The organism is Pseudomonas baltica, assembly GCF_031880315.1.
GTDB lineage: Bacteria > Pseudomonadota > Gammaproteobacteria > Pseudomonadales > Pseudomonadaceae > Aquipseudomonas.
Genome location: NZ_CP134771.1, coordinates 2,250,250 through 2,270,939 on the forward strand (window position 1 = coordinate 2,250,250; position 20,690 = coordinate 2,270,939).

Annotated in this window: 22 protein-coding genes; 13 read left to right on the top strand and 9 right to left on the bottom strand. The window is 62.3% G+C overall.

What is annotated here, in order from left to right:
* Nucleotides 1–63: 63 nt before the first annotated feature.
* Both upp and REH34_RS09855 read left to right on the top strand, forming a co-directional pair.
* Nucleotides 64–702: a uracil phosphoribosyltransferase gene (gene upp / locus REH34_RS09850; protein ID WP_226506761.1), complete on the top strand. Its 639-nt coding sequence runs from the start codon at nt 64–66 to the stop codon at nt 700–702.
* Nucleotides 703–704: 2 nt separating this feature from the next.
* The gene (locus tag REH34_RS09855) at nt 705–1,970 is read left to right on the top strand and encodes a uracil-xanthine permease family protein (RefSeq protein ID WP_311971518.1); all 1,266 of its coding nucleotides are present in this window, start codon (nt 705–707) and stop codon (nt 1,968–1,970) included.
* A gap of 106 nt (nt 1,971–2,076) precedes the next feature.
* Here the strand turns inward: REH34_RS09855 and REH34_RS09860 are convergent, their stop codons facing one another.
* From REH34_RS09860 to REH34_RS09875, 4 genes are all read right to left on the bottom strand, one after another.
* The gene (locus REH34_RS09860; RefSeq protein ID WP_226506759.1) at nt 2,077–2,337 is read right to left on the bottom strand and encodes a hypothetical protein; all 261 of its coding nucleotides are present in this window, start codon (nt 2,335–2,337) and stop codon (nt 2,077–2,079) included.
* 69 nt (nt 2,338–2,406) lie between these two features.
* Nucleotides 2,407–2,895: a hypothetical protein gene (locus REH34_RS09865; protein WP_311971519.1), complete on the bottom strand. Its 489-nt coding sequence runs from the start codon at nt 2,893–2,895 to the stop codon at nt 2,407–2,409.
* A 428-nt stretch (nt 2,896–3,323) separates the two neighbouring features.
* Nucleotides 3,324–4,343 (bottom strand): ferrochelatase, encoded by a 1,020-nt coding sequence (gene hemH, locus REH34_RS09870; RefSeq protein ID WP_311971520.1) that lies wholly within the window; start codon nt 4,341–4,343, stop codon nt 3,324–3,326.
* 13 nt (nt 4,344–4,356) lie between these two features.
* On the bottom strand, nt 4,357–5,259 hold the full coding sequence (locus REH34_RS09875; RefSeq protein WP_311971521.1) for a TIGR01777 family oxidoreductase: 903 nt from the start codon (nt 5,257–5,259) through the stop codon (nt 4,357–4,359).
* A 200-nt stretch (nt 5,260–5,459) separates the two neighbouring features.
* On the opposite strand from REH34_RS09875, the gene REH34_RS09880 reads away from it, so the two are divergent.
* The 11 genes from REH34_RS09880 to REH34_RS09930 all read left to right on the top strand — a co-directional run bounded on the left by REH34_RS09880 (nt 5,460) and on the right by REH34_RS09930 (nt 15,315).
* On the top strand, nt 5,460–6,449 hold the full coding sequence (locus REH34_RS09880; RefSeq protein ID WP_311971522.1) for an NAD(P)/FAD-dependent oxidoreductase: 990 nt from the start codon (nt 5,460–5,462) through the stop codon (nt 6,447–6,449).
* Entirely contained in the window at nt 6,442–6,681 is a 240-nt protein-coding gene (locus REH34_RS09885) for a TIGR02450 family Trp-rich protein (protein ID WP_226506754.1), read from the top strand. Before REH34_RS09880 ends, REH34_RS09885 begins: the two co-directional genes overlap by 8 nt.
* Nucleotides 6,682–6,921: 240 nt before the next feature.
* The gene (locus REH34_RS09890; RefSeq protein ID WP_311971523.1) at nt 6,922–7,884 is read left to right on the top strand and encodes a DUF523 and DUF1722 domain-containing protein; all 963 of its coding nucleotides are present in this window, start codon (nt 6,922–6,924) and stop codon (nt 7,882–7,884) included.
* A gap of 3 nt (nt 7,885–7,887) precedes the next feature.
* Complete coding sequence (locus REH34_RS09895; protein WP_311971524.1) at nt 7,888–8,847, top strand: MerR family transcriptional regulator; 960 nt, start codon at nt 7,888–7,890, stop codon at nt 8,845–8,847.
* Nucleotides 8,848–8,870: 23 nt separating this feature from the next.
* Complete coding sequence (gene phrB / locus REH34_RS09900; protein WP_226506887.1) at nt 8,871–10,319, top strand: deoxyribodipyrimidine photo-lyase; 1,449 nt, start codon at nt 8,871–8,873, stop codon at nt 10,317–10,319.
* Entirely contained in the window at nt 10,312–10,749 is a 438-nt protein-coding gene (locus REH34_RS09905) for a nuclear transport factor 2 family protein (protein ID WP_226506751.1), read from the top strand. The genes phrB and REH34_RS09905 overlap by 8 nt, the downstream gene beginning before the upstream one ends.
* Nucleotides 10,746–11,522: an SDR family NAD(P)-dependent oxidoreductase gene (locus REH34_RS09910; protein WP_311971525.1), complete on the top strand. Its 777-nt coding sequence runs from the start codon at nt 10,746–10,748 to the stop codon at nt 11,520–11,522. Before REH34_RS09905 ends, REH34_RS09910 begins: the two co-directional genes overlap by 4 nt.
* Nucleotides 11,519–12,760, top strand: coding sequence for an FAD-dependent oxidoreductase (locus REH34_RS09915; RefSeq protein ID WP_311971526.1), 1,242 nt, complete (start codon nt 11,519–11,521; stop codon nt 12,758–12,760). Before REH34_RS09910 ends, REH34_RS09915 begins: the two co-directional genes overlap by 4 nt.
* Nucleotides 12,757–13,575 (top strand): DUF1365 domain-containing protein, encoded by an 819-nt coding sequence (locus REH34_RS09920; protein ID WP_311971527.1) that lies wholly within the window; start codon nt 12,757–12,759, stop codon nt 13,573–13,575. Before REH34_RS09915 ends, REH34_RS09920 begins: the two co-directional genes overlap by 4 nt.
* On the top strand, nt 13,568–14,830 hold the full coding sequence (locus REH34_RS09925) for a cyclopropane-fatty-acyl-phospholipid synthase family protein (protein ID WP_311971528.1): 1,263 nt from the start codon (nt 13,568–13,570) through the stop codon (nt 14,828–14,830). Before REH34_RS09920 ends, REH34_RS09925 begins: the two co-directional genes overlap by 8 nt.
* 2 nt (nt 14,831–14,832) lie before the next feature.
* A complete protein-coding gene (locus REH34_RS09930) occupies nt 14,833–15,315 on the top strand; it encodes a DUF2878 domain-containing protein (protein ID WP_311971529.1) in 483 nt (160 codons plus the stop codon).
* A 616-nt stretch (nt 15,316–15,931) separates the two neighbouring features.
* Here REH34_RS09930 and murI read toward each other — a convergent pair.
* The 5 genes from murI to hemA are packed head-to-tail and all read right to left on the bottom strand — an operon-like array spanning nt 15,932 to nt 20,663.
* Nucleotides 15,932–16,735 (bottom strand): glutamate racemase, encoded by an 804-nt coding sequence (gene murI, locus REH34_RS09935; protein WP_311971530.1) that lies wholly within the window; start codon nt 16,733–16,735, stop codon nt 15,932–15,934.
* The gene (locus tag REH34_RS09940; RefSeq protein ID WP_311972066.1) at nt 16,728–17,483 is read right to left on the bottom strand and encodes a molybdopterin-synthase adenylyltransferase MoeB; all 756 of its coding nucleotides are present in this window, start codon (nt 17,481–17,483) and stop codon (nt 16,728–16,730) included. Before REH34_RS09940 ends, murI begins: the two co-directional genes overlap by 8 nt.
* On the bottom strand, nt 17,473–18,306 hold the full coding sequence (gene prmC, locus REH34_RS09945; RefSeq protein ID WP_226506744.1) for a peptide chain release factor N(5)-glutamine methyltransferase: 834 nt from the start codon (nt 18,304–18,306) through the stop codon (nt 17,473–17,475). The genes REH34_RS09940 and prmC overlap by 11 nt, the downstream gene beginning before the upstream one ends.
* Nucleotides 18,307–19,389, bottom strand: coding sequence for a peptide chain release factor 1 (prfA, locus tag REH34_RS09950; RefSeq protein ID WP_226506743.1), 1,083 nt, complete (start codon nt 19,387–19,389; stop codon nt 18,307–18,309).
* Nucleotides 19,386–20,663, bottom strand: coding sequence for a glutamyl-tRNA reductase (gene hemA / locus REH34_RS09955; RefSeq protein WP_311971531.1), 1,278 nt, complete (start codon nt 20,661–20,663; stop codon nt 19,386–19,388). The genes prfA and hemA overlap by 4 nt, the downstream gene beginning before the upstream one ends.
* Nucleotides 20,664–20,690 lie beyond the last annotated feature (27 nt).

Here is a 20,690-nt window from a genome sequence, read left to right on the forward strand (position 1 = left end):
CACATTGTGTCTAATAGATTAATCTAGCCCGCATTTTTCTGACCGATCAGGGAGTTTTTTCACATGTCCATCCGCGAAATCCGCCATCCGCTGATCCGCCACAAAATCGGCTTGATGCGTCGCGCTGATATCAGCACCAAGAATTTCCGCGAACTCGCCCAAGAAGTCGGCGCCCTGCTGACCTACGAAGCGACCAAGGACCTGCCCCTGGAAACCTACAACATCGAAGGCTGGGCCGGTACCGTCGAGGTCGAGAAGATCGCCGGCAAGAAAATCACCGTAGTGCCCATCCTGCGAGCCGGCATCGGCATGCTCGACGGCGTGCTCAGCCTGATCCCGGGCGCCAAGGTGAGTGCCGTGGGCATCGCCCGCAACGAGCAGACCCTCCAAGCCCATACCTACCTGGAAAAACTGGTACCCGAGATCAACGAGCGCCTGGCGATGATCATCGACCCGATGCTGGCCACCGGCGGCTCAATGGTCGCCACCATCGATCTGCTGAAAAAAGCCGGTTGCCAGGACATTCGCGCCATGGTTCTGGTCGCGGCGCCAGAAGGCATCGCCGCAGTGGAAAAAGCCCACCCCGACGTGCAGATCTACACCGCCTCGATCGACGAAAAGCTCAACGAGCACGGCTACATCATTCCCGGCCTGGGCGATGCCGGCGACAAGATCTTCGGCACCAAGCAGAAGGACGGTTAAGCATGCAGGACGAGTTCAACGACCCGCTGTGGCGCCAGATTCTGTCTGGCGCGCAGATGCTGTTCGTGGCCTTCGGCGCCCTGGTGCTGATGCCACTGATTACCGGGTTGGACCCCAACGTGGCGCTGTTCACCGCCGGCCTGGGTACGCTGCTGTTCCAGATGGTCACGGGGCGGCAGGTTCCGGTGTTCCTGGCCTCGAGCTTCGCCTTCATCACCCCGATCATTCTCGCCAAGGGCCAGTTTGGCCTGGCCGAGACCATGGGCGGGGTGATGGCAGCAGGCTTCGTCTACACCTTCCTGGGCCTGGCGGTAAAAATCAAAGGCACCGGATTCATCGACCGCCTGCTGCCGCCGGTGGTGATCGGCCCGGTGATCATTTCCATCGGCCTGGCCATGGCGCCGATCGCCGCCAATATGGCGATGGGCAGGGCCGGCGATGGCAGCGAGCTGATCCCCTACAGCACCGCCATGCTGATCTCCATGCCGGCACTGCTGACCACCCTGCTGGTGGCGGTGTTCGGCAAAGGCATCTTCCGCCTGGTGCCCATCATCTCAGGCGTGCTGGTGGGCTTTGCCCTGGCATTCTGGTTTGGCGTGGTCGACACCGCCAAGATCGCCGCCGCGCCCTGGCTGGCCATCCCGCACTTCACCGCGCCAGCGTTCAATTGGCAGGCGATTCTGTTCATCGTGCCGGTGGCCATGGCGCCAGCCATCGAGCATATCGGCGGGGTGATCGCGGTGGGTAGCGTGACCGGTCGCGACTACCTGAAAAAACCGGGATTGCACCGTACGTTGCTGGGTGATGGCATCGCCACCACAGCCGCCGGACTCTTCGGTGGACCGCCCAACACCACCTACGCGGAAGTCACCGGCGCGGTGATGCTGACCAAGAACTACAACCCCAAGATCATGACCTGGGCAGCGGTGTTCGCCATCAGCCTGGCGTTCATCGGCAAGTTCGGCGCGTTGCTGCAGAGCATTCCGGTGCCAGTGATGGGCGGGATTCTGTGCCTGTTGTTCGGCTCGATCGCGGCGGTGGGGATGAATACCCTGATCCGCAACCAGATCGATCTCGGTGAAGCGCGAAACCTAGTGATCGTTTCAGTGACCCTGGTGTTCGGGATTGGCGGGGTACTGATCGGTACCGGGACGGGGCCAAGCGACTTCGGCCTGAAGGGGATTGCACTGTGCGCGGTTGTAGCGATTGCCTTGAACCTGCTGCTGCCCGGTGGCGGTGAGTGGAAGAAGAACACCCCTGAGCTTTGATCAAGGCACCGCCCCGCTTGTGGGGGGGGCGGTCTGGGCCCGCGAACTATTCAAACTGCTCTGCGGGCGCAGGGATCTCACGATAATCGGCAGTATTGCAGATAAGTCAGCTCTTCAGCCTTGAAGTATCAACGGCGGTCCACTGCGGCCCCTTCGTATATCGGCCACCCTTGACACCATAAACAATAACTCCGCTGTTGAGCAGTTCGGTTACCACTGCCAGTACTTGAGCGGGGGTCAAGCTGGGGCTGCGCGTTTGGGTGAGCAGCATATCGAGGTGGGGATAGTCGATACCGGCTTCTGCCCCAGAAAGAACTTGGACTATTTCTTCGGGAGAGAAGCTGTCCAAAAATGATTTAACGCTCATATGCCATGCTCCTTTTCCAGTTGAGTATCATATAACTCTATCGCGTCACTCGTATAAAATAGAGTTACATCATCGCGAAGCTGGTAGTCCTCCAGCGTTCCACCTTCCAACAGCGTCGTGGTATCCGAATGCGTCTACCCCTTCGGGGATTTTAAAATCATTCAAAAAAGGATCGGAGCCGTGGTATGAAAGCGCAATCGCCGTCTGATTTTGAGAGGCCTGAACTTTCTCCTCTATTAGCAAAGACAGTACCCGTAGCGCAACACCGACAGGATCGAGCGCCCCATTATTTTCACTTTCAATCAACGCTCGTTTGGACTCGATTTCCAAATCCAAGGTAACGTGCAGCGCACTCGCCGCTTCGGCATAGTCTTCGTCTGCCTTCTTCCTTCCGGAAGTATATAGATCATCCGCTTTCCCTATAATGTCTCTCAGAGCGCTAGGCAATCCTGCTTGCTGACGAGGGATGGAGTCAAAATAGCCACCTCCATTTCCATCAGGCGAATAAGTCTGAATTCCGCCTGGAGTTATAACAAGGGGTGGTAACTGTATTTGCATAGAACATTTCCAAACCAAAAAGTTATACGCAATACGCTATAAACAAGGCGTAGAGCGCTCGCTTGCTCGGAAACGATAGTGACTGCTGTCCAACGACCTCCGCCATCAGCCTATTCCGAAGGTACTGTAGGAAAATTCTGAAGGCCATCGCGTCAAATGGTATGTAACCGCGCGTTTTTGGCGAATGCTGAACTTTGCGCGAATCTTTCGAAAATTCAAAATCACCGTTCTTTATCTAAATTTTTAGCAACAAATCTACTGCCGATGCGCTAAGACATAGCCATGGGGCTAACGACTGAAACCCAAACGTTCCGCGACTCCAACGGAGTACCCGCGCACTTCCGACCTGCGGGGCGGGTACTCTACCGCTTAGATTCCATTCGCTTGAAGGGCGGGCAGAACCCGCTCCTGAGGGGATGCCGCCAGGATCAAGCCCGCTCGCATAACCCCGTCAACACCTGCGCCCACTGCGCGCCATCGTTGAGGCACGGCACCAGCACCAACTCCTCTCCACCCGCCTCGACGAAAGTCTCGCGGCCACGGTCGCCGATTTCCTCGAGCGTCTCGATGCAATCGGCGACGAACGCCGGGCACATCACCAGGATCTTCTTCACCCCGTCCTTCGCCAACGCTTCCAGGCGCGCCTCGGTGTACGGCTCGATCCACTTGTCGCGCCCAAGGCGGGACTGGAACGCCACCGACCACTTGTCCGCCGGTAACCCGAGGCGCTGCGCCACCGAGTGTGCGGCGTGCATGCACTGGGCGCGGTAACAGACGGCGAGGGTCTGTGGTGATGCCTTCATGCAGCAGTCACTATCGGCCAGACAGTGGCGTGGCTCATCCTTGGGCAGCAGCTTCTTGATGTGCCGCTCGGGAAGCCCGTGAAAACTGAACAGCAGGTGGTCGTAATCCCGCTCCACATAGGCACGGGCACTCTCGGCCAGCGCGTCAAGGTACTCAGGCTGATCGTAGAACGGCTTGAGCACCACAAATTCGATGGGCAAGCGATCATCCGCCACCACCCGCCGGGCCTCCTCGATCACCGTGGTCACCGTGCTGTCGGCGAACTGCGGATACAGAGGCGCCAGGGTCACCTTGCGCACGCCTTGCGCCGCCAGTTTGCCAAGCACCGACTGCAACGAGGGCTGGCCATAACGCATGGCGATCTCCACCGGGCCATGGGCCCACAACGGCTCGACCTGAGTGCGCAGGCGTCGGGTCAGCTCGACCAGCGGCGAGCCCTCCTCCCACCAGATCGAGGCGTAGGCATGCGCTGACTGCTCAGGGCGCTTGATCAGGATCAGCGACACCAGCAGGCGACGAATCGGCCACGGCAGGTCGATGACGTAAGGGTCCATGAGGAACTGGTTGAGGTAGCTTCTTACGTCGGCGACTGAAGTCGAAGCCGGAGAGCCCAGATTGACCAACAGCAGAGCATGATCAGTCATGCAGCATCCTATGTCAGAGGCGCCCGGACAAATCGTCCAGGGCCGGTTGCAGATCGGTGAATTTGAAGGTGAAGCCGGCCTCTTGCAGCCGCGTCGGCCGCGCCCGCTGCCCGCCCAGCAGCAGCCCGGCCATTTCCCCCAGGCCGATGCGCAACAGCGGCGCCGGCAGCGGCAGGAACGCGGGACGGTGCAGAGCCTGGCCCAGGCGCTTGGCGAACTCGCGGTTGCGCACCGGGTTGGGGGCGCAGGCATTATAGGGGCCCTGAGCATCAGCCTGATGCAGGAGAAAATCTATCAGGGCGATTTGGTCGTCGATGTGCACCCAAGGCATCCACTGCCGACCATCGCCGATAGGGCCGCCCAGGCCAAGCTTGAACGGCAGCGCCAGGCGCTTGAGGAAACCACCCTCACTGGACAGCACCAGGCCGGTGCGCACCAGTACCACGCGCAGGCCAAGGTTGCTGGCGCGTTCGGCGGTTTCTTCCCAGGCGATGCAGAGCTGGCTGGCGAAATCTTCTTTGACAGGGGTCGAGGCTTCAGTGATTTCACGCTCGCCCGCATCACCGTACCAGCCCACCGCCGAGCCGCTGATGAGTACCGCAGGCCGATGCCCGCGATCCTGCAACCACTCCAGCAGTTTTTCGGTCAGGGCAATGCGACTGGCCCACAGAAAGGCGCGTCGCTTGCCGGTCCAGGGACGATCGGCAATCGGCGCGCCGGCCAGATTGATCACCGCATCGACAGGTTCCGCACCAAGCTCCTCAAGGCGCTCGACACCCCGCACACCTTCACCACACAGGCGCCGCACCTTCGCGGGATCGCGGCTCCACACCGTCAACTGGTGGCCTGCTGCCAACCAGCGCCGGCACAGAGCCCGGCCAATCAAACCGGTACCGCCCGTCAGCAATATATGCATGTGACCTTCCTTTGTGTGGCGTTGGATCAACGTCGCTAGTCTATTTTTATTAAGAGAAGGCACTTAAGTATTACGCCACCCCTCAGATAAACAATAGAGCAACCGACAAAACGGCGTACAGTCAAGTTGTACCGGAAAACGCCATTGTACAGGTTTGTTCTTGAGCGTAGTCTGTGCTTTAGAGAAGTTACGAGGCCACTATGACTGTACCTATCGCAATCATCGGTACCGGTATTGCCGGACTCTCCGCCGCCCAGGCATTGATTCAGGCCGGGCACGCCGTGCATCTGTTCGACAAAAGCAAGGGCCCGGGTGGGCGCATGTCGAGCAAGCGCAGCGATGCCGGCTCGCTCGATCTGGGTGCCCAATATTTCACTGCCCGCGACCGTCGTTTCGTGTCACAGGTCCAGCAATGGCAAGCTCAGGGCTGGGTTCAGGAATGGGCACCGCAGCTCTACAACTCCAACGCTGGCGTATTGAGCCCCTCGCCTGACGAGCAGACCCGCTGGGTCGGCACGCCGCGCATGGGTGCCATCGGCCGCGGTGAACTCGGCGACACGCCTGCGGTGTTTTCCTGCCGCATCACCGAAGTGTTCCGTGGCAAACAGTACTGGCATCTGCTCGACGCCGACGGCGCCAGCCACGGGCCGTTCAGCCATGTGATCTGCGCGGTGCCGGCACCTCAGGCGACCGCATTGCTGGCGACGGTACCCAAGCTTGCCGCCGTCGCTGCCGGGGTCAAGATGGACCCGACCTGGGCCGTGGCGCTGGGTTTCGAGCACCCGCTCGACACCCCGATGCAAGGCTGCTTCGTGCAGGACAGTCCCCTCGACTGGCTGGCCTGCAATCGCAGCAAACCGGGGCGCGAAGCGACGCTCGACACCTGGGTGCTGCATGCCAGCAGTGAGTGGAGCCGTCAGCACATCGACCTGTCCAAAGAGGCCGTGATCGAGCATCTGTATGGTGCATTCGCCGAACTGCTCAGTTGCCCGGTGCCCGCACCGAGTTTCAGCCTGGCACATCGCTGGCTCTATGCACGGCCATCGAGCAACCACGAATGGGGTGCTCTGGCGGATGCCGATCTGGGCATCTATGTGTGTGGCGACTGGTGCCTTTCCGGCCGTGTCGAAGGCGCGTGGTTGAGTGGCCAGGAAGCGGCCCGCAAACTCATCAGTGCACTCAATGCATAAGCCTGGCGGCGCGCCACGCCGCCTGAATCCACGCAAACTGTTGCTGTCGAAATGGACCGCGGCGCAGCCGCGCAACAAGGAAAAACACTTTCTGGTGACCGAACTGCTGCTCGATGACGACGAGCAGACGGTTATCGGCGTGGCACTGCAGGCGGTCATGACCGGGAATGTTCAGCAGCTGCCCTGGCAGGCGTTGCAGGATGCTGAGGTTTGGCGCATCGGCTGGAAATGATGCGGCGCTGCTGGTTGTCTGTTCGCGAACAAGCTTAGCCCGCAATGCAATGCCGCATCTGCGCCGTGCCCCCGTGGGAGCAAAGCTTGCTCGCGAAGGGGCCGGGGCAGGCACCACCGCAACGCCAGATTCTCCACCGCCAACTCTTGTACAAAAAAATTGACTTGTACATATCCGAATCTATGATGAAACTAGTTGTACAGCGCTTGTGATCTGTACAATTTTTGTCAGAGGTTCGCCATGTCCACCCCGCTCAGCAGCAAACCCCGCATCGCCATCAGCGCCTGCCTGATGGGCGCCGAAGTGCGCTACAACGGCGGTCACAAGGAATCGCGGCTGTGCAGCCGCACCCTCAGCGAACACTTCAAGTTCGTGCAGGTATGCCCTGAAGTGGCCATCGGCATGGGAACCCCACGCGAGCCAATCCGCCTGGTCGGCGAAAGCCACGCACCACAAGCGGTCGGCACGGTCAACCGCGCACTGAACGTTACCCGCCAACTGGCCGAGTACGGCGAGCAGATGGCCAGCGAACTGCACGACATCAGTGGCTACATCTTCATGCACAAGTCGCCCTCCTGCGGCATGGAGCGAGTCAAGGTCTACCGCGAAAACGGCGCCCCGCAGCAAGAGGGCGGACGCGGTATCTATGCCGCCGCCTTTTGCGCGCGCCACCCGGACTTGCCGATCGAAGAAGACGGTCGCCTGTGCGATCCGGTGCTGCGCGAGAACTTCATCACCCGCGTATACGCCTACGCCGACTGGCAAGCGTTGCTGGCGCAAGGCCTGACCCGCCGCGCCCTGATGGAATTTCACGCGCGCTATAAATATCAGCTGATGGCCACCCACCCCCTGCAGTACAAAGCCATCGGCAAGATGCTCGGTTCCATGGGCCGCAGCGATGCCAGCGAGATCGGCCAGCGCTACTTCAGCGCGCTGATGGCCGCCCTCACCCGCTGCGCCACCCGTGGCACACACACCAATGTCTTGCTGCACCTGAGCGGTTACCTGCGCGGTGCCATCGACAGTGCCGACAAGCGCGAACTGCGCCAGCTGATCGACCAGTATCGCGAAGGGATCGTGCCGCTTGTGGTACCGCTGACCCTGCTCAAGCACCTGTTCCGCCTGCACCCCGATCCCTATGTGAGCCAACAGGTCTACCTGCAGCCGCATCCGGAAAACCTTAGCCTGCGAAATGCGATCTGAATCATGAGCCGCTCCCACGCCGTTACCGCCTTGGCCGCCCCCCCTACCCCCTATCAACAAGCCCTCGCCGATGGCTGGTTGCCGATCCGCGAAGTGGCGCGCCTGACCGGCGTCAACGCGGTGACCCTGCGCGCCTGGGAACGCCGCTATGGCCTGGTGGTGCCGCAACGCACTGCCAAAGGCCATCGCCTGTATACCCAGGCCCATGTGCAGCGGGTGCGGACCATCCTCACCTGGCTGGCCCGCGGCGTGGCCGTCAGCCAGGTCAAGCAACTGCTCGACGCGCCGGCCCAGCTGATCGACGCCCAGGCCGAGAACGACTGGCAGCCGTTGCGCCGCGCCCTGCTGCAAGCCATCAGCGAACTGGCCGAACGCAAGGTCGATGAAACCTTCAATCGAGTGATGGCCCTGTATCCGCCCAGCACCCTGTACGAGCACCTGCTGCACCCCCTGCTCAAGGACCTCGACCAGCGCTGGCAAGGCCAGTTTGGCGCGCAGATGGAGCGCACGTTTTTCTGCTCGTGGCTGCGCAGCAAATTCGGCGCGCGCATCTACCACAACAATCGCCAGCTCAGTGGCGCGCCACTGCTGCTGATCAATCAATCGGACGTGCCGATGGAGCCGCAACTGTGGCTGACGGCCTGGCTGATCAGCAGCGCCGATTGCCCGGTGGAAGTCTTTGACTGGCCGCTGCCGCCCGGCGAACTGGCACTGGCCATCGAACGCCTGGGGGCTCGCGCGGTACTGATGTATTCGAGCCGCGCCCTCAACCTCAACACCCTGCCGCGCCTGCTGCAGGGCTGTCATTGCAAAAAACTCATTGTCGGGCCGGCTGTGGTGATCCACCGCGCCGAATTGCTCGTACAAGCCCAGGAGATCGCAGACTTGTACTTGATCGATGACCCGCTGGCCGCTCAGCAGTGCCTGCAGCAACTGGGCCTTCTTCAAGGTTATGAAGCATGAACGACAACCATAACGAGAAGCCCATGCAACTGATCTGGTTGCGCAGCGACCTGCGCATTCACGACAACACCGCCCTGCACCATGCCTGCCGCAAGGGTCCGACGGTGGCCGTGTATCTGATCAGCCCGCAGCAATGGCAAGCTCACGATGATGCGCCATGCAAGGTCGACTTTTGGCTGCGCAACCTGCAAGCACTCAGCGCGTCACTAAGCGAGTTGCACATCCCTTTGCTGCTCCGCCACGCCGATCATTGGGATCAGGCACCCAAAGTGCTGCTCGACCTATGCCAGGAGCTGCAGATCGAGACGCTGCATTGCAACGATGAATACGGCATCAACGAGACCCGCCGTGATCAGGCCGTACAGCAGGCGCTGGATAAAGCGGGTATCGGCTTTGAAAGCTACCTGGATCAACTGCTGCTGCAACCCGGCAGCGTGCTGACCAAAAGCGGCGGTTATTTCCAGGTCTTCACTCAGTTCAAGAAGGTCTGCTACAACCGCTTGCGGGCATCATTGCCGACGGTGTTGCCGCGCCCCGGCAAGCAGGCGGCGTTGCCCCTCGCCAGCGATCCGATCCCTACGCAGGTCCGCGGCTTTGCCACGCCGCCCGCAGCCGTGCAACAACTCTGGCCTGCTGGCGAAGATGAAGCCAAGCGGCGCCTGGATACCTTCGTCGATCAGCAGATCGACCACTACCTGGACGAGCGCGATCTGCCGGCCAGACCGGGCACCAGCCAGCTGGGCGCCTACCTGGCGGCGGGCGTCATCTCACCCCGCCAATGCCTGCAAGCTGCCCTCAACGGCAACATGGGCGAGTTTGAAAGCGGCAGCCCGGGCGCGATCACCTGGATCAACGAGCTGCTGTGGCGCGAATTCTATAAACATATTCTGGTGGGCTACCCGCGGGTCTCGCGCCACCGCGCCTTCAAGGCCGATACCGAAGCGCTGCCCTGGCGCAATGCCCCTGAAGACCTGCAAGCCTGGAAAGAAGGCCGCACCGGCATCCCGATCGTCGATGCCGCGATGCGGCAACTGGTCACGACCGGCTGGATGCACAACCGTCTGCGCATGATCACCGCCATGTTCCTGACCAAGAATCTGTTGATCGACTGGCGCGAAGGCGAGCGGTTCTTCATGCAGCACCTGATTGACGGCGACCTGGCGGCCAACAACGGCGGCTGGCAATGGAGCGCCTCGACGGGGACCGATTCGGTGCCGTACTTCCGCATCTTCAATCCGGTCACGCAGTCCAGCCGCTTCGACGAGCAAGGCGTGTTCATCAGGCAGTGGCTGCCCGCCCTCGATGCACTGGACAGGAAAGAAATTCATCACCCTGGCGCTCAGCGTCGCGGCCTGTTCGATGCGCTGGATTATCCGGCGCCGATCGTCGATCTCGGCAGCAGCCGCGATCGCGCCCTGGCAGCGTTCAAGAACCTGCCCCACCGTCGCGCATCCGAGGCTCTCTATGGCTGACTTCCTGCACCGCTTCGCCGAAGGCTTCAGTGCCTTGAACAAGGACAACCTGCAGCGCCTCGGCGAGCTGTACAGCGTCGACATCCATTTCACCGATCCCCTGCACGACGTGCACGGTCTGGCTGAGCTGCAGCGCTATTTCGCCCAGCTATACGCCAACGTCGAGCAGTTGCAGTTCGAGTTCCACGGCTTCGATGACGTCAAGCACAGCGACGACGGTGGCGAAGGCTATCTGCGCTGGGTCATGACCTATCGTCATCCGCGTCTGCAAAAGGGCCAGCCCATCGCCGTACAGGGCTGCTCGCACTTGCAATGGCGCGATGACCGCGTGAGTCGGCATCACGATTATTTCGATGCCGGTGCCATGCTCTATGAACACTTGCCCCTGATGGGCCCCGCGGTGGCCTGGTTGAAAAGGCGCATGGCATGAGTGGGCCACGGCGGATCTGGCTGACCGGCGCCAGCAGCGGCCTGGGCTATGAACTGGCACTGCAGTTGCTGAGCCAGGGCCATCGTCTGGCTGTCAGCGCACGCACCCTGGAACCCTTGCAAGCACTGGAATTGCGTTTCCCTGGCCAGGTGCTGCTGGTACCCGGCGACCTGGCCGACGCCCAGCAAGTGCGCGAAATCGGCATGCGTATCAAGCAGGCCTGGGGCGCCGTCGATCAGGTCATCCTCAACGCCGGCACCTGCGAATACATCGACGTGCGCCAATTCGAAGCCGCCATGATCGAGCGTGTGGTCAAGGCCAACCTGTTCGCCAGCGCCTACTGTGTCGAGGCCGCGCTGCCGCTGTTGCGCAAAGGCGATCAGCCCCATCTGGTCGGTGTCGCCAGCGCCGTGACCTTCCTGCCGCTGACGCGCTCCGAGGCGTACGGCGCGTCCAAGGCCGGCGTGCGCTATCTTTATGAATCGTTGCGGGTGGATCTGGCGGCGGAAGGGATCGACGTCACGGTCATCAGCCCCGGCTTCGTCAAGACGCCGCTGACCGACCGCAACGACTTCGCCATGCCGATGATGTGGACGGCGCAAAAGGCCGCCGACCACATCGCCGCACGCCTGCATAAACGCCCCATGGAAATCGCTTTTCCCTGGCCCTTCATCACTTTTCTCCGAACGCTCGCCTGCCTGCCAAGAAGGCTGTCATTGCATTTGACCAAGCGGATGGTCCGCGACAACTCCAAGGAATCGGGACAGGCATGAAGATCGCAATCATCGGCAGTGGCATCTCGGGCCTGACCTGCGCTTACCTGCTCAATCGCCAGCACGACATCCAGGTGTTCGAAGCCTCCAGCTGGATCGGTGGGCATACGCACACGGTGGACATCAACGTGGATGGCCGTGCCTACGCCATCGACACCGGCTTCATCGTCTTCAACGACTGGACCTACCCGCAGTTCATCAAGCTGATGGATCGCCTGGGGGTCACCTCCAAGCCTACGCAGATGAGTTTTTCGGTGCGTGCACCCGGCCTGGAATACAACGGCAATACCCTCAACAGCCTGTTCGCCCAGCGCAGCAATCTGTTGTCGCCGGGGTTCTGGGGCATGCTGCGCGACATCCTGCGCTTCAACAAGCAGGCCGTGGAGGACCTTAAGGCGCAGCGCATCGCCGCCGACACCACATTGGGCAGTTATCTGCAGACCCAAGGCTATGGCACGCGTTTTATCGATCACTACATCGTGCCCATGGGCGCGGCCATCTGGTCAATGTCGCTGACCGAGATGCTCGGGTTTCCGTTGGCGTTTTTCGTGCGATTCTTCAACAACCACGGGCTACTGTCGGTGACCCATCGACCGCAATGGCGAGTGATCGAAGGCGGCTCCAGTGCCTACATCAAGCCGCTTACCGCCAGCTTCGCCGAGCGTATTCATACCGATTGCCCGGTGTCCCGTGTCGAACGCGATGACAGCGGCGTGACCGTGCACAGCCCGCGGGGCAGCGAGCGTTTCGACCAGGTGATTTTCGCCTGCCACAGCGATCAGGCCCTGCATCTGCTGGCCCAGCCCAGCGTCGCAGAGCGGGAAATCCTCGGCGCCCTGCCCTATGCCGATAATGACGTGGTGCTGCATACCGACACCAGCCGCCTGCCCGAGCGCCCACTGGCCTGGGCCAGCTGGAATTATCGGCTGGGCGAGCCGGGCCAGCGCCTGGCGGCGGTGACCTACAACATGAACATCCTCCAGGGCATCGACAGCCCCACCACGTTTTGCGTGAGCCTTAACCAGAGCGAACGTATCGACCCCAGCAAGGTGCTGGCGCGTTACCGCTACGCGCACCCGCAATACAGCCTGGCCGGCGTGACCGCGCAGCAGCGCTGGCGAGAACTGCACGGCGAGCAACGCAGCTGGTTCTGTGGCGCCTACTGGGCCAACGGGTTTCATGAAGATGGCGTGGTCAGCGGCCTGCGGGTCGCCCAGGCCTTTGGAGAAACCTTGTGAACAGCGCCTTGTACAGTGGCTGGATCGCCCATCGACGCTTCGTGCCCAAGGGCCATGCGTTTCGTTATCGCATCGGCTTGCTGTACCTGGATCTGGATGAACAAGCAGCGGTGCTGGGCCTGTCGCCGCTGGCCGGCTGCGGACGCTTTGCAGCCTTCGGCTTTCGCGAGACCGACTACCTGCGCCAGTACACCCGCGATGGCTGGCGCCTCAGCGATGCCGTGCGCCACGTGGTCGCCGAATCCCTGGGTTTGGCACCCAATGGCAAGATCTGCCTGCTGACCCAGCCACGCAGCTGGGGACTGGCGTTCAACCCGGTGAGTTTTTTTTATTGCTTCAACGACCGCGATAACTTGGTGGCGATCGTTTGCGAAGTGACCAACACACCCTGGCGCGAGCGTTATCACTACGTGCTGCCGGCCAGCGGCGAGGGTCATCAACATGTGGGGGTGGCCAAGGCTTTCCATGTGTCGCCGTTTCTGCCGCGCAATCTCGAATACCGCATGAGTTTCAGCCAGCCGGATGAGCGTCTCGGCGTGCACATGGCCGACTGGCAAGGTGACGAAAAGGTTTTTGACGCCACCCTCAACTTGCACCAACAAGCGCTCAGCCGTAAAACCCTGCACCGTCATTTGCTGCTGTTCCCGTGGATGACTGCCAAAACCTGCGTGTCGATCTACTGGCAAGCCTTGCGCCTGGCGCTCAAAGGCACGCCGATCTTTGCCCATGAGCCCGCCGAGGGCCAAGTCCGTACTGCCAAGGCCAGCGCGCCACCTACCTCGCCCAGCCCCCGAAAGGAGCCACGCCATGAATAGTTTTTCGGCCAAAGCCGGTATCAGCACCCATGGCCTGAGCAGCTCGTTGCTGCGCCGCGGCGTGATGCGCCAGTTGCAGGCGCTCAAGCACGGGCAGCTGATCGTTTTCGAAGGTGGCGAGCGCCTGCTGTTCGGCACGCCTGGCCAAGCGTTGCTGGGGGAAATTCACATTCACGACAGCGCGATCTGGGGACTGGTAGCGAGCAACGGCTCGATCGGCGCCGCGGAGGCATTCATCCACGGTTACTGGACCACGCCGGACCTGACTGCGGTGATTCGCGTATTTGTCAGCAATCTCGACGTGCTCGATGCCATGGAGCAGGGCCTGGCGCGCATCAGCCGGCCACTGGTCAAGGGCCTGCATTGGCTCAACCGCAACACCCGCAAGGGCTCGAAGAAGAATATCGAGGCCCATTACGATCTCGGCAACGATCTGTTCGAGCAGTTTCTCGACCCGACCATGATGTATTCGGCCGCGCAGTTCAGCAGCCCCGACGACACTCTGGAACAGGCGCAGTTGAACAAGTTGCAGCGCATCTGCCAGAAACTCGCCCTGACTGCCGACGACCACCTGCTGGAAATCGGTACCGGCTGGGGCAGCATGGCGTTGTACGCGGCGCAGCATTACGGCTGCCGAGTGACCACCACGACGCTGTCCAACGAACAGTTCGCCTACACTCGCCAGCGCATCGATGAAGCGGGCCTGGGCGATCGCGTGACCTTGTTGCTGCAGGATTATCGCGACCTTGAAGGACTTTACAACAAGCTGGTATCGATCGAGATGATCGAGGCGGTGGGCCATCGCTTCTTGCCGACCTACTTTCGCAAATGCGCCGAATTGCTGACTGACGACGGGGTGATGCTGATCCAGGCCATCACCATCCGCGACCAGCGCTACGAGCAGGCCAAGCGCAATGTCGACTTTATCCAGCGCTACATATTCCCCGGCGGCGCCCTGCCATCAGTGCAGAAGATGCTGCATATCGTCGGCAAAGACACCGACATGAATCTGCTGCATATGGAGGATTTCGGCCTGCACTATGCGCGGACCTTGCGCCTGTGGCACGACAACTTCCGCCTGGCCCACGGGCGCCTGCGCGAGTTGGGTTATGACGAGTATTTTCTGCGTTTGTGGGAGTTTTACCTGTGCTACTGCGAGGGCGGTTTTCTGGAGCGCACCATCGGTACGGCGCAGTTACTGTTCGCCAAACCACAGGCGCAACCGCAGCCGTTGCTCGGGCGTCTTGGCGCCTGAAGGTGTTCAGCAAGCTGGCCAATGCGCTGCTGTTTCAGGCGGGCTGGTTCCTCTGCGTGTTGGGGGGCAACAGTCTATGGTTGCTCGGGGCCTTGGCCATACTGCTGGGGCATCTGACCTGGTACCGCGCGTGGAAGAGTGAGGGGCGGCTGATGCTGCTGGCCTTCGTGCTGGGCGCGCTGGTGGATGGGCAGTTGCGGGTGATGGGCGTACTGACCTTTGCCGAACCAGGGTTTCTGGCGCCGGTGTGGATGGGGTTGTTGTGGCCGTTGCTGGCGATGACGCTGGGGCACTGCCTGGCATGGACCGCGCGGCCGTTGTGGCTCGCGGCTGCGCTAGGGGCAGTGTCGGGCCCGTTGTCGTATTACGCCGGGGCGAAGCTGGCGGGCGTGGGGATGCCGCTTGGTCTGGCTACGACCCTGGCGATCCTGGCGGCCATCTGGGCGGTGGTGTTTCCGCTGCTGCATCGGCTGGTGCGGATTTGAGCGGGGCTTTCTTGGGTATTCTTGGCGTTTGTTGCGGGGGGCCAAGGGCTTGGTGGTGGGACTGATGGGTGTGTTCAGGCCCTGCTTGCGCTCCAGCCTGGGCGGCGCCCCACATTGGCCCCTCGCTGACGCTCGGGGTACCCGCGGTCACGCACCTGAAGAGGTGGCACGCCGCACACGGGCCATCCATGGCCCAATGCGGCTCACCCGGCATCCTGCCGGGTGGCCACCTCTTCAGGCGCCTGACCACGGCCTGCTGGAGGGGCGCCGCCCAGGCTGGAGCGCAAGCAGGGCCAGCCGAAAAGTGAGGCGCCACCACCAAGGCCTTTAAAGCTCGACAGCCACCACAAATGTCACTGTTCTGCTTTCGAGCCGGCCTTGGGGGCGCGGCCCCTTCCAGCAGGCCGCGTGGAGGTACGCTTGCGCAGGGATGGCCGGCATGGATGCCGGCTAAGCCCCGTTGGGCCACGGAAGGCCCATCGGGGCGTGCCCTGCGCAAGCGTGCCTCCACGCGGGAACCCTGAGCCAAAGCGAAGGGCCAATGGCGGGGGCCGCGACCCCAAGGCCGGCTCGAAAGCGGAACCTCCCTAATGCCAAGAGCCCGACGATAAGCCTCTCAAGCCGTAAACCACTGCGCGACCGTACCGCCCCCCTGCCACAACACCGGCAGGATCGACTCGAACTGCTTCGGATCGCCGCTGGTCCAGAATCTCGTCGCCTGCGCCGGACCTGAGGCCAACAGATCATCCTGCACCAACAACCGCTGCAGCTGCCGCGCCACCGCAGCACCGGTATCGATCAAACTCACATCCGCCGGCACCATCTCGCTCAGCAGCGGCCGCAAGAACGGATAGTGGGTACAGCCCAGAATCACCGTATCGCAACCTGCCTCCAGCAACGGCGCCACGTATCCCTGCAACAGCTGGCGCAATACCGGGCTGTGCAAATCGCCGGTCTCGATCAATTCCACCAGCCCCGGGCAGGGTTGGGTGATCACCCGCACGTCATTGGCGAAACGATCGAGCAAGGCCGCGAACTTGGCGCTCTGCAGGGTGCCGGTGGTAGCCAGCACGCCGACCACACCACTGCGAGTCGCAGCCGCCGCCGGTTTGACTGCCGGCTCCATGCCCACCAAGGGCCACTGTGGATAAGTGCGGCGCAGATCGGCCATCGCCGCCACCGTAGCGGTATTGCACGCGACCACCAGCGCCTTGGCACCCTGACTGTGGAAAAACTCGGCCACCTGATGGCAGCGTTCGCGGATGAATTCCGGGCTCTTCTCGCCATAGGGAATATGGCCGCCATCGGCCACATACAGCAGCGATTCGGCCGGTAGCAATTGGCGGATTTCGGCCAGTACCGACAGGCCGCCGACACCGGAGTCGAACACGCCGACCGGCGCCTGCGCAGCCTCAGCCATGGCGCCCTGCGCAGACGGCACAGACGGGATCGCGCTTGACCCGCAACTCGCGAAACCGCGAACCCAGTGCATCGATCAACAGCAACCGTCCCACCAGTGGCTCGCCGAAACCGGCCAGCAGCTTCAAGGCTTCCAGCGCCTGCAGGCTGCCCACCAAACCTACCAGCGGGCCCACCACGCCGGCCTCGCTGCAGGTCAGTTCGGCCTCGCTGCCGTGCCCGTACAAGCAGTGGTAGCAAGGGCTCGCGGCATCGCGCGGGTCGAATACCGACAGCTGCCCTTCGAGGCGAATCGCCGCGCCGCTGACCAGCGGTTTGCCGGCGGCCACACACGCGGCGTTGACCGCCTCGCGCGTGGCGAAATTGTCCGAGCAATCGAGCACCAGATCCACCGCCGCAACCGCTGCCGCCAAGGAGTCTTCATCCAGCGCCGCGCGATGGGCCACCAGGCGAATCTGCGGATTGATCGCGCCCAGGCGTTGCAGGGCCGAGTCGACCTTGCTCAGGCCGACACTGGCGGTGTCATGCAGCACCTGGCGTTGCAGGTTGGTCAGATCGACGGTATCGAAATCGGCCAGGTGCAACTCGCCCACGCCCGCAGCAGCCAGGTACAGCGCCACCGGCGAGCCCAGCCCGCCCAAACCGACGATCAGCGCGCGGCTGGCGCCCAGGCGCAACTGCCCGTCGACATCGATCTGCGGTAACAGAATCTGCCGGCTGTAGCGCAGCAGGTCATCGTCACTCAGCACAAAGACGGCCAAGGGTGATGCGCTCGTGGCCGCCGAGGTCTTCACGGCTCTCGATCTGTTCGAAATCGTGCTTGGCCAGCAGCTCGCGCACAGCCGCCGCTTGATCGTAGCCGTGCTCCAGCAGCAACCAGCCGCGTGGATTAAGGTACTCGGGGGCCTGGGCGATGATCAGTTTCAGGTCATCGAGGCCGTCGCGCCCGGCCACCAGCGCACTGCTGGGCTCGAAACGCACATCGCCGGCGCTCAGATGCGGGTCGGCATCGGCGATGTAGGGCGGATTGCTGACGATCAGATCGAAGCGCTCACCGGCCACGGCGCTGAACCAGTGGCTGGCCAGAATCCGCGCGTTATCCACACGCAGGCGCTGGCGATTGCGCTCAGCCAAGGCCACAGCCTCATCAATGCGGTCGACGCCGGTCACCTGCCATTCGCGACGCTCCGAGGCCAGCGCCAAGGCGATCGCTCCGGAACCGGTGCCCAGATCCAGCACGCGTGAAGCAGTCAGCGGCAGCAGCGCCAAGGCCGCTTCCACCAGCATCTCGGTTTCCGGACGCGGGATCAGCGTGTGCGGGGCAACTTCCAGGTCCAGGCTCCAGAAACCCTGAGAACCCAGAATGTACGCCACCGGCTCGCCTTCCCGGCGGCGCTGCAGGTTGGCGACGAAGGCCTTGGCTGCCTCGGTGGGCACGATGCGCTCCGGCCAGGTATGCAAAAAGCTGCGCGACTTGCCCAAGGCAGCGGCAAGCAGCAACTCGGCATCGAGGCGAGCGGTAGGCGAGTCAGGGAGCAAAGCCTCCCGGAGCAGGCTGGCAATAATGGTCATTTATTCACCCAAGGCGGCCAGTTGATCGGCCTGGTATTCCGTCAGTAGCGGCTCGATGACGGCATCGACGCCGCCAGCGAGTATTTCATCCAGCGCATACAGGGTCAGGTTGACGCGGTGATCGGTCACCCGCCCTTGTGCGAAGTTGTAGGTACGAATGCGCTCGGAGCGATCGCCCGAGCCCACCAGCAGTTTACGCTCGCTGGCGATGGCATTGGCTGCGGCGCTGGTCTGCACATCGTTGAGCTTGGCCGCCAGCCACGACATCGCACGGGCTTTGTTCTTGTGCTGGGAGCGTTCTTCCTGGCACTCCGCGACCATGCCGGTCGGCAAGTGGGTGATCCGCACCGCCGAGTCGGTCTTGTTGATGTGCTGCCCGCCAGCGCCGGACGCCCGGTAAGTGTCGATGCGCAGATCGGCCGGGTTGATCTCGATGGCCACGTGCTCATCGGGTTCGGGCAACACCGCCACGGTACAGGCCGAGGTGTGGATACGGCCTTGCGATTCGGTCTCGGGTACGCGCTGCACGCGGTGGGCGCCGGATTCGAACTTGAGCTTGCCGTAGACGTTGTCGCCTTCGACCCGAGCGATGACTTCTTTATAGCCGCCGTGCTCGCCCTCGTTCTCGGACAGGATCTCCACCCGCCAGCCCTTGCGCTCGGCATAGCGCGAGTACATGCGAAACAGATCGCCGGAGAAGATCGCCGCCTCGTCGCCACCGGTGCCCGCGCGGATTTCAAGGAACACGTTGCGCCCATCGTTAGGGTCCTTGGGCAGCAGCATGCGCTGCAGCTGGCCCTCGATGGCGGCGATCGCCTCCTTGGCATCGCGCACTTCCTCGACCGCCATCTCGCGCATGTCCGGATCGCTGTCCTTGAGCAGCGCCTGGGCGCCCTCGAGGTCGGCCTGGACCTTGAGCCACTGGCCATACGTCGCCGCCACCGGCTCGACTTCGGCGTATTCCTTGGAATAGGCGCGGAACCGCCCCTGATCGGCGATGACTTCGCCATCACCCAGCAAGGCGGTCAATTCCTCGAATCGGTCCTGGAGGATGTCCAGTTTGTTCAGCAGCGACGCTTTCATTGCAGGGGTTTATCCGTGGAGCCCTCATTGAGGGCAAAGAGTTCTTGAGCCATGGCCAGCGCATCGACGCGGCCCTCGGCGGAAAGCTTCTTGAGCTGCACGCTCGGAGCATGCAGCAACTTGTTGGTCAGGCCGCGGGCCAGTTGCACCAGTACGTCTTCGGCGTTGGCGCCGTTGGCCAACAGGCGCTGGGCCTTTTGCAGTTCTTCGTCACGCAAGCGCTCGCCTTGCTGACGGTAGGCGCGCAGCACATCGACGGCCGCCAGTTCGCGCAGGCGCAGCATGAACTCGTCGGCGCCGGTCGTCACCAGCCCTTCGGCGGCCTGGGCAGCACCTTGGCGGCTCTTGAGGTTTTCAGCGACGACTTCGTGCAGGTCGTCGACCGAATACAGGTAAACGTCGTCCAGCTCGCCGACTTCCGGCTCGATATCCCGCGGCACGGCGATGTCGACCATGAAGATCGGCTTGTGCTTGCGCAGCTTCAGCGCGCTCTCTACCGCACCCTTGCCGAGGATCGGCAACTGGCTGGCAGTCGAGCTGATGACGATGTCGCTGTTGACCAGCTCGGCCGGGATATCCGAGAGCAGCACCGCATGGGCGCCGAACTGTGCGGCCAGGGTGCTGGCGCGTTCCAACGTGCGGTTGGCGACGACGATGCGCTTGACGCCTTGCTCGTGCAAGTGGCGCGCGACCAGGGTGATGGTTTCGCCCGCGCCGATCAACAACGCCTGGCTGCGCTGCAAATCGCTAAAGATCTGCTTGGCCAGGCTCACAGCGGCAAACGCCACCGACACCGGGTTTTCGCCGATGGCGGTGTCGGTACGCACCTGCTTGGCCGCGCTGAAGGTGGCCTGGAACAAGCGCCCCAGCAACGGGCCGATGGTGCCGGCCTCGCGCGCCACGGCGTAAGCGGATTTCATCTGGCCGAGAATCTGTGGCTCGCCCAGCACCAGCGAATCGAGCCCGGAAGCGACGCGCATCATGTGACGAACTGCCGCATCTTCTTCATGGATATAAGCGCTGGAACGCAGCTCATCGAGGCTCAACTTGTGATATTCGGCCAGCCACTGGAGGATTGCCTCCGCAGATAGCTGGTCGTGCTCGATGTACAGCTCGCTGCGATTGCAGGTCGACAGAATCGCGGCTTCACGACTGTGGGTCACCCGACACAGCTGCTGCAGGGCCTCTACCAGCTGCTCAGGGGTAAATGCCACGCGCTCGCGCACGTCTACCGAAGCAGTCTTATGGTTGATACCGAGGGCAAGAAAGGCCATTCAAGGTCGCTGATCATGACGAGAAGC

Bases quoted from the DNA above. Each gene is read 5' to 3' on its own strand.
- upp (WP_226506761.1), top strand. From the start codon at position 64: ATGTCCATCCGCGAAATCCGCCATCCGCTGATCCGCCACAAAATCGGC.
- REH34_RS09855 (WP_311971518.1), top strand. From the start codon at position 705: ATGCAGGACGAGTTCAACGACCCGCTGTGGCGCCAGATTCTGTCTGGC.
- REH34_RS09860 (WP_226506759.1), bottom strand. From the start codon at position 2,337: ATGAGCGTTAAATCATTTTTGGACAGCTTCTCTCCCGAAGAAATAGTC.
- REH34_RS09865 (WP_311971519.1), bottom strand. From the start codon at position 2,895: ATGCAAATACAGTTACCACCCCTTGTTATAACTCCAGGCGGAATTCAG.
- hemH (WP_311971520.1), bottom strand. From the start codon at position 4,343: ATGACTGATCATGCTCTGCTGTTGGTCAATCTGGGCTCTCCGGCTTCG.
- REH34_RS09875 (WP_311971521.1), bottom strand. From the start codon at position 5,259: ATGCATATATTGCTGACGGGCGGTACCGGTTTGATTGGCCGGGCTCTG.
- REH34_RS09880 (WP_311971522.1), top strand. From the start codon at position 5,460: ATGACTGTACCTATCGCAATCATCGGTACCGGTATTGCCGGACTCTCC.
- REH34_RS09885 (WP_226506754.1), top strand. From the start codon at position 6,442: ATGCATAAGCCTGGCGGCGCGCCACGCCGCCTGAATCCACGCAAACTG.
- REH34_RS09890 (WP_311971523.1), top strand. From the start codon at position 6,922: ATGTCCACCCCGCTCAGCAGCAAACCCCGCATCGCCATCAGCGCCTGC.
- REH34_RS09895 (WP_311971524.1), top strand. From the start codon at position 7,888: ATGAGCCGCTCCCACGCCGTTACCGCCTTGGCCGCCCCCCCTACCCCC.
- phrB (WP_226506887.1), top strand. From the start codon at position 8,871: ATGCAACTGATCTGGTTGCGCAGCGACCTGCGCATTCACGACAACACC.
- REH34_RS09905 (WP_226506751.1), top strand. From the start codon at position 10,312: ATGGCTGACTTCCTGCACCGCTTCGCCGAAGGCTTCAGTGCCTTGAAC.
- REH34_RS09910 (WP_311971525.1), top strand. From the start codon at position 10,746: ATGAGTGGGCCACGGCGGATCTGGCTGACCGGCGCCAGCAGCGGCCTG.
- REH34_RS09915 (WP_311971526.1), top strand. From the start codon at position 11,519: ATGAAGATCGCAATCATCGGCAGTGGCATCTCGGGCCTGACCTGCGCT.
- REH34_RS09925 (WP_311971528.1), top strand. From the start codon at position 13,568: ATGAATAGTTTTTCGGCCAAAGCCGGTATCAGCACCCATGGCCTGAGC.
- murI (WP_311971530.1), bottom strand. From the start codon at position 16,735: ATGGCTGAGGCTGCGCAGGCGCCGGTCGGCGTGTTCGACTCCGGTGTC.
- prmC (WP_226506744.1), bottom strand. From the start codon at position 18,306: ATGACCATTATTGCCAGCCTGCTCCGGGAGGCTTTGCTCCCTGACTCG.
- prfA (WP_226506743.1), bottom strand. From the start codon at position 19,389: ATGAAAGCGTCGCTGCTGAACAAACTGGACATCCTCCAGGACCGATTC.
- hemA (WP_311971531.1), bottom strand. From the start codon at position 20,663: ATGGCCTTTCTTGCCCTCGGTATCAACCATAAGACTGCTTCGGTAGAC.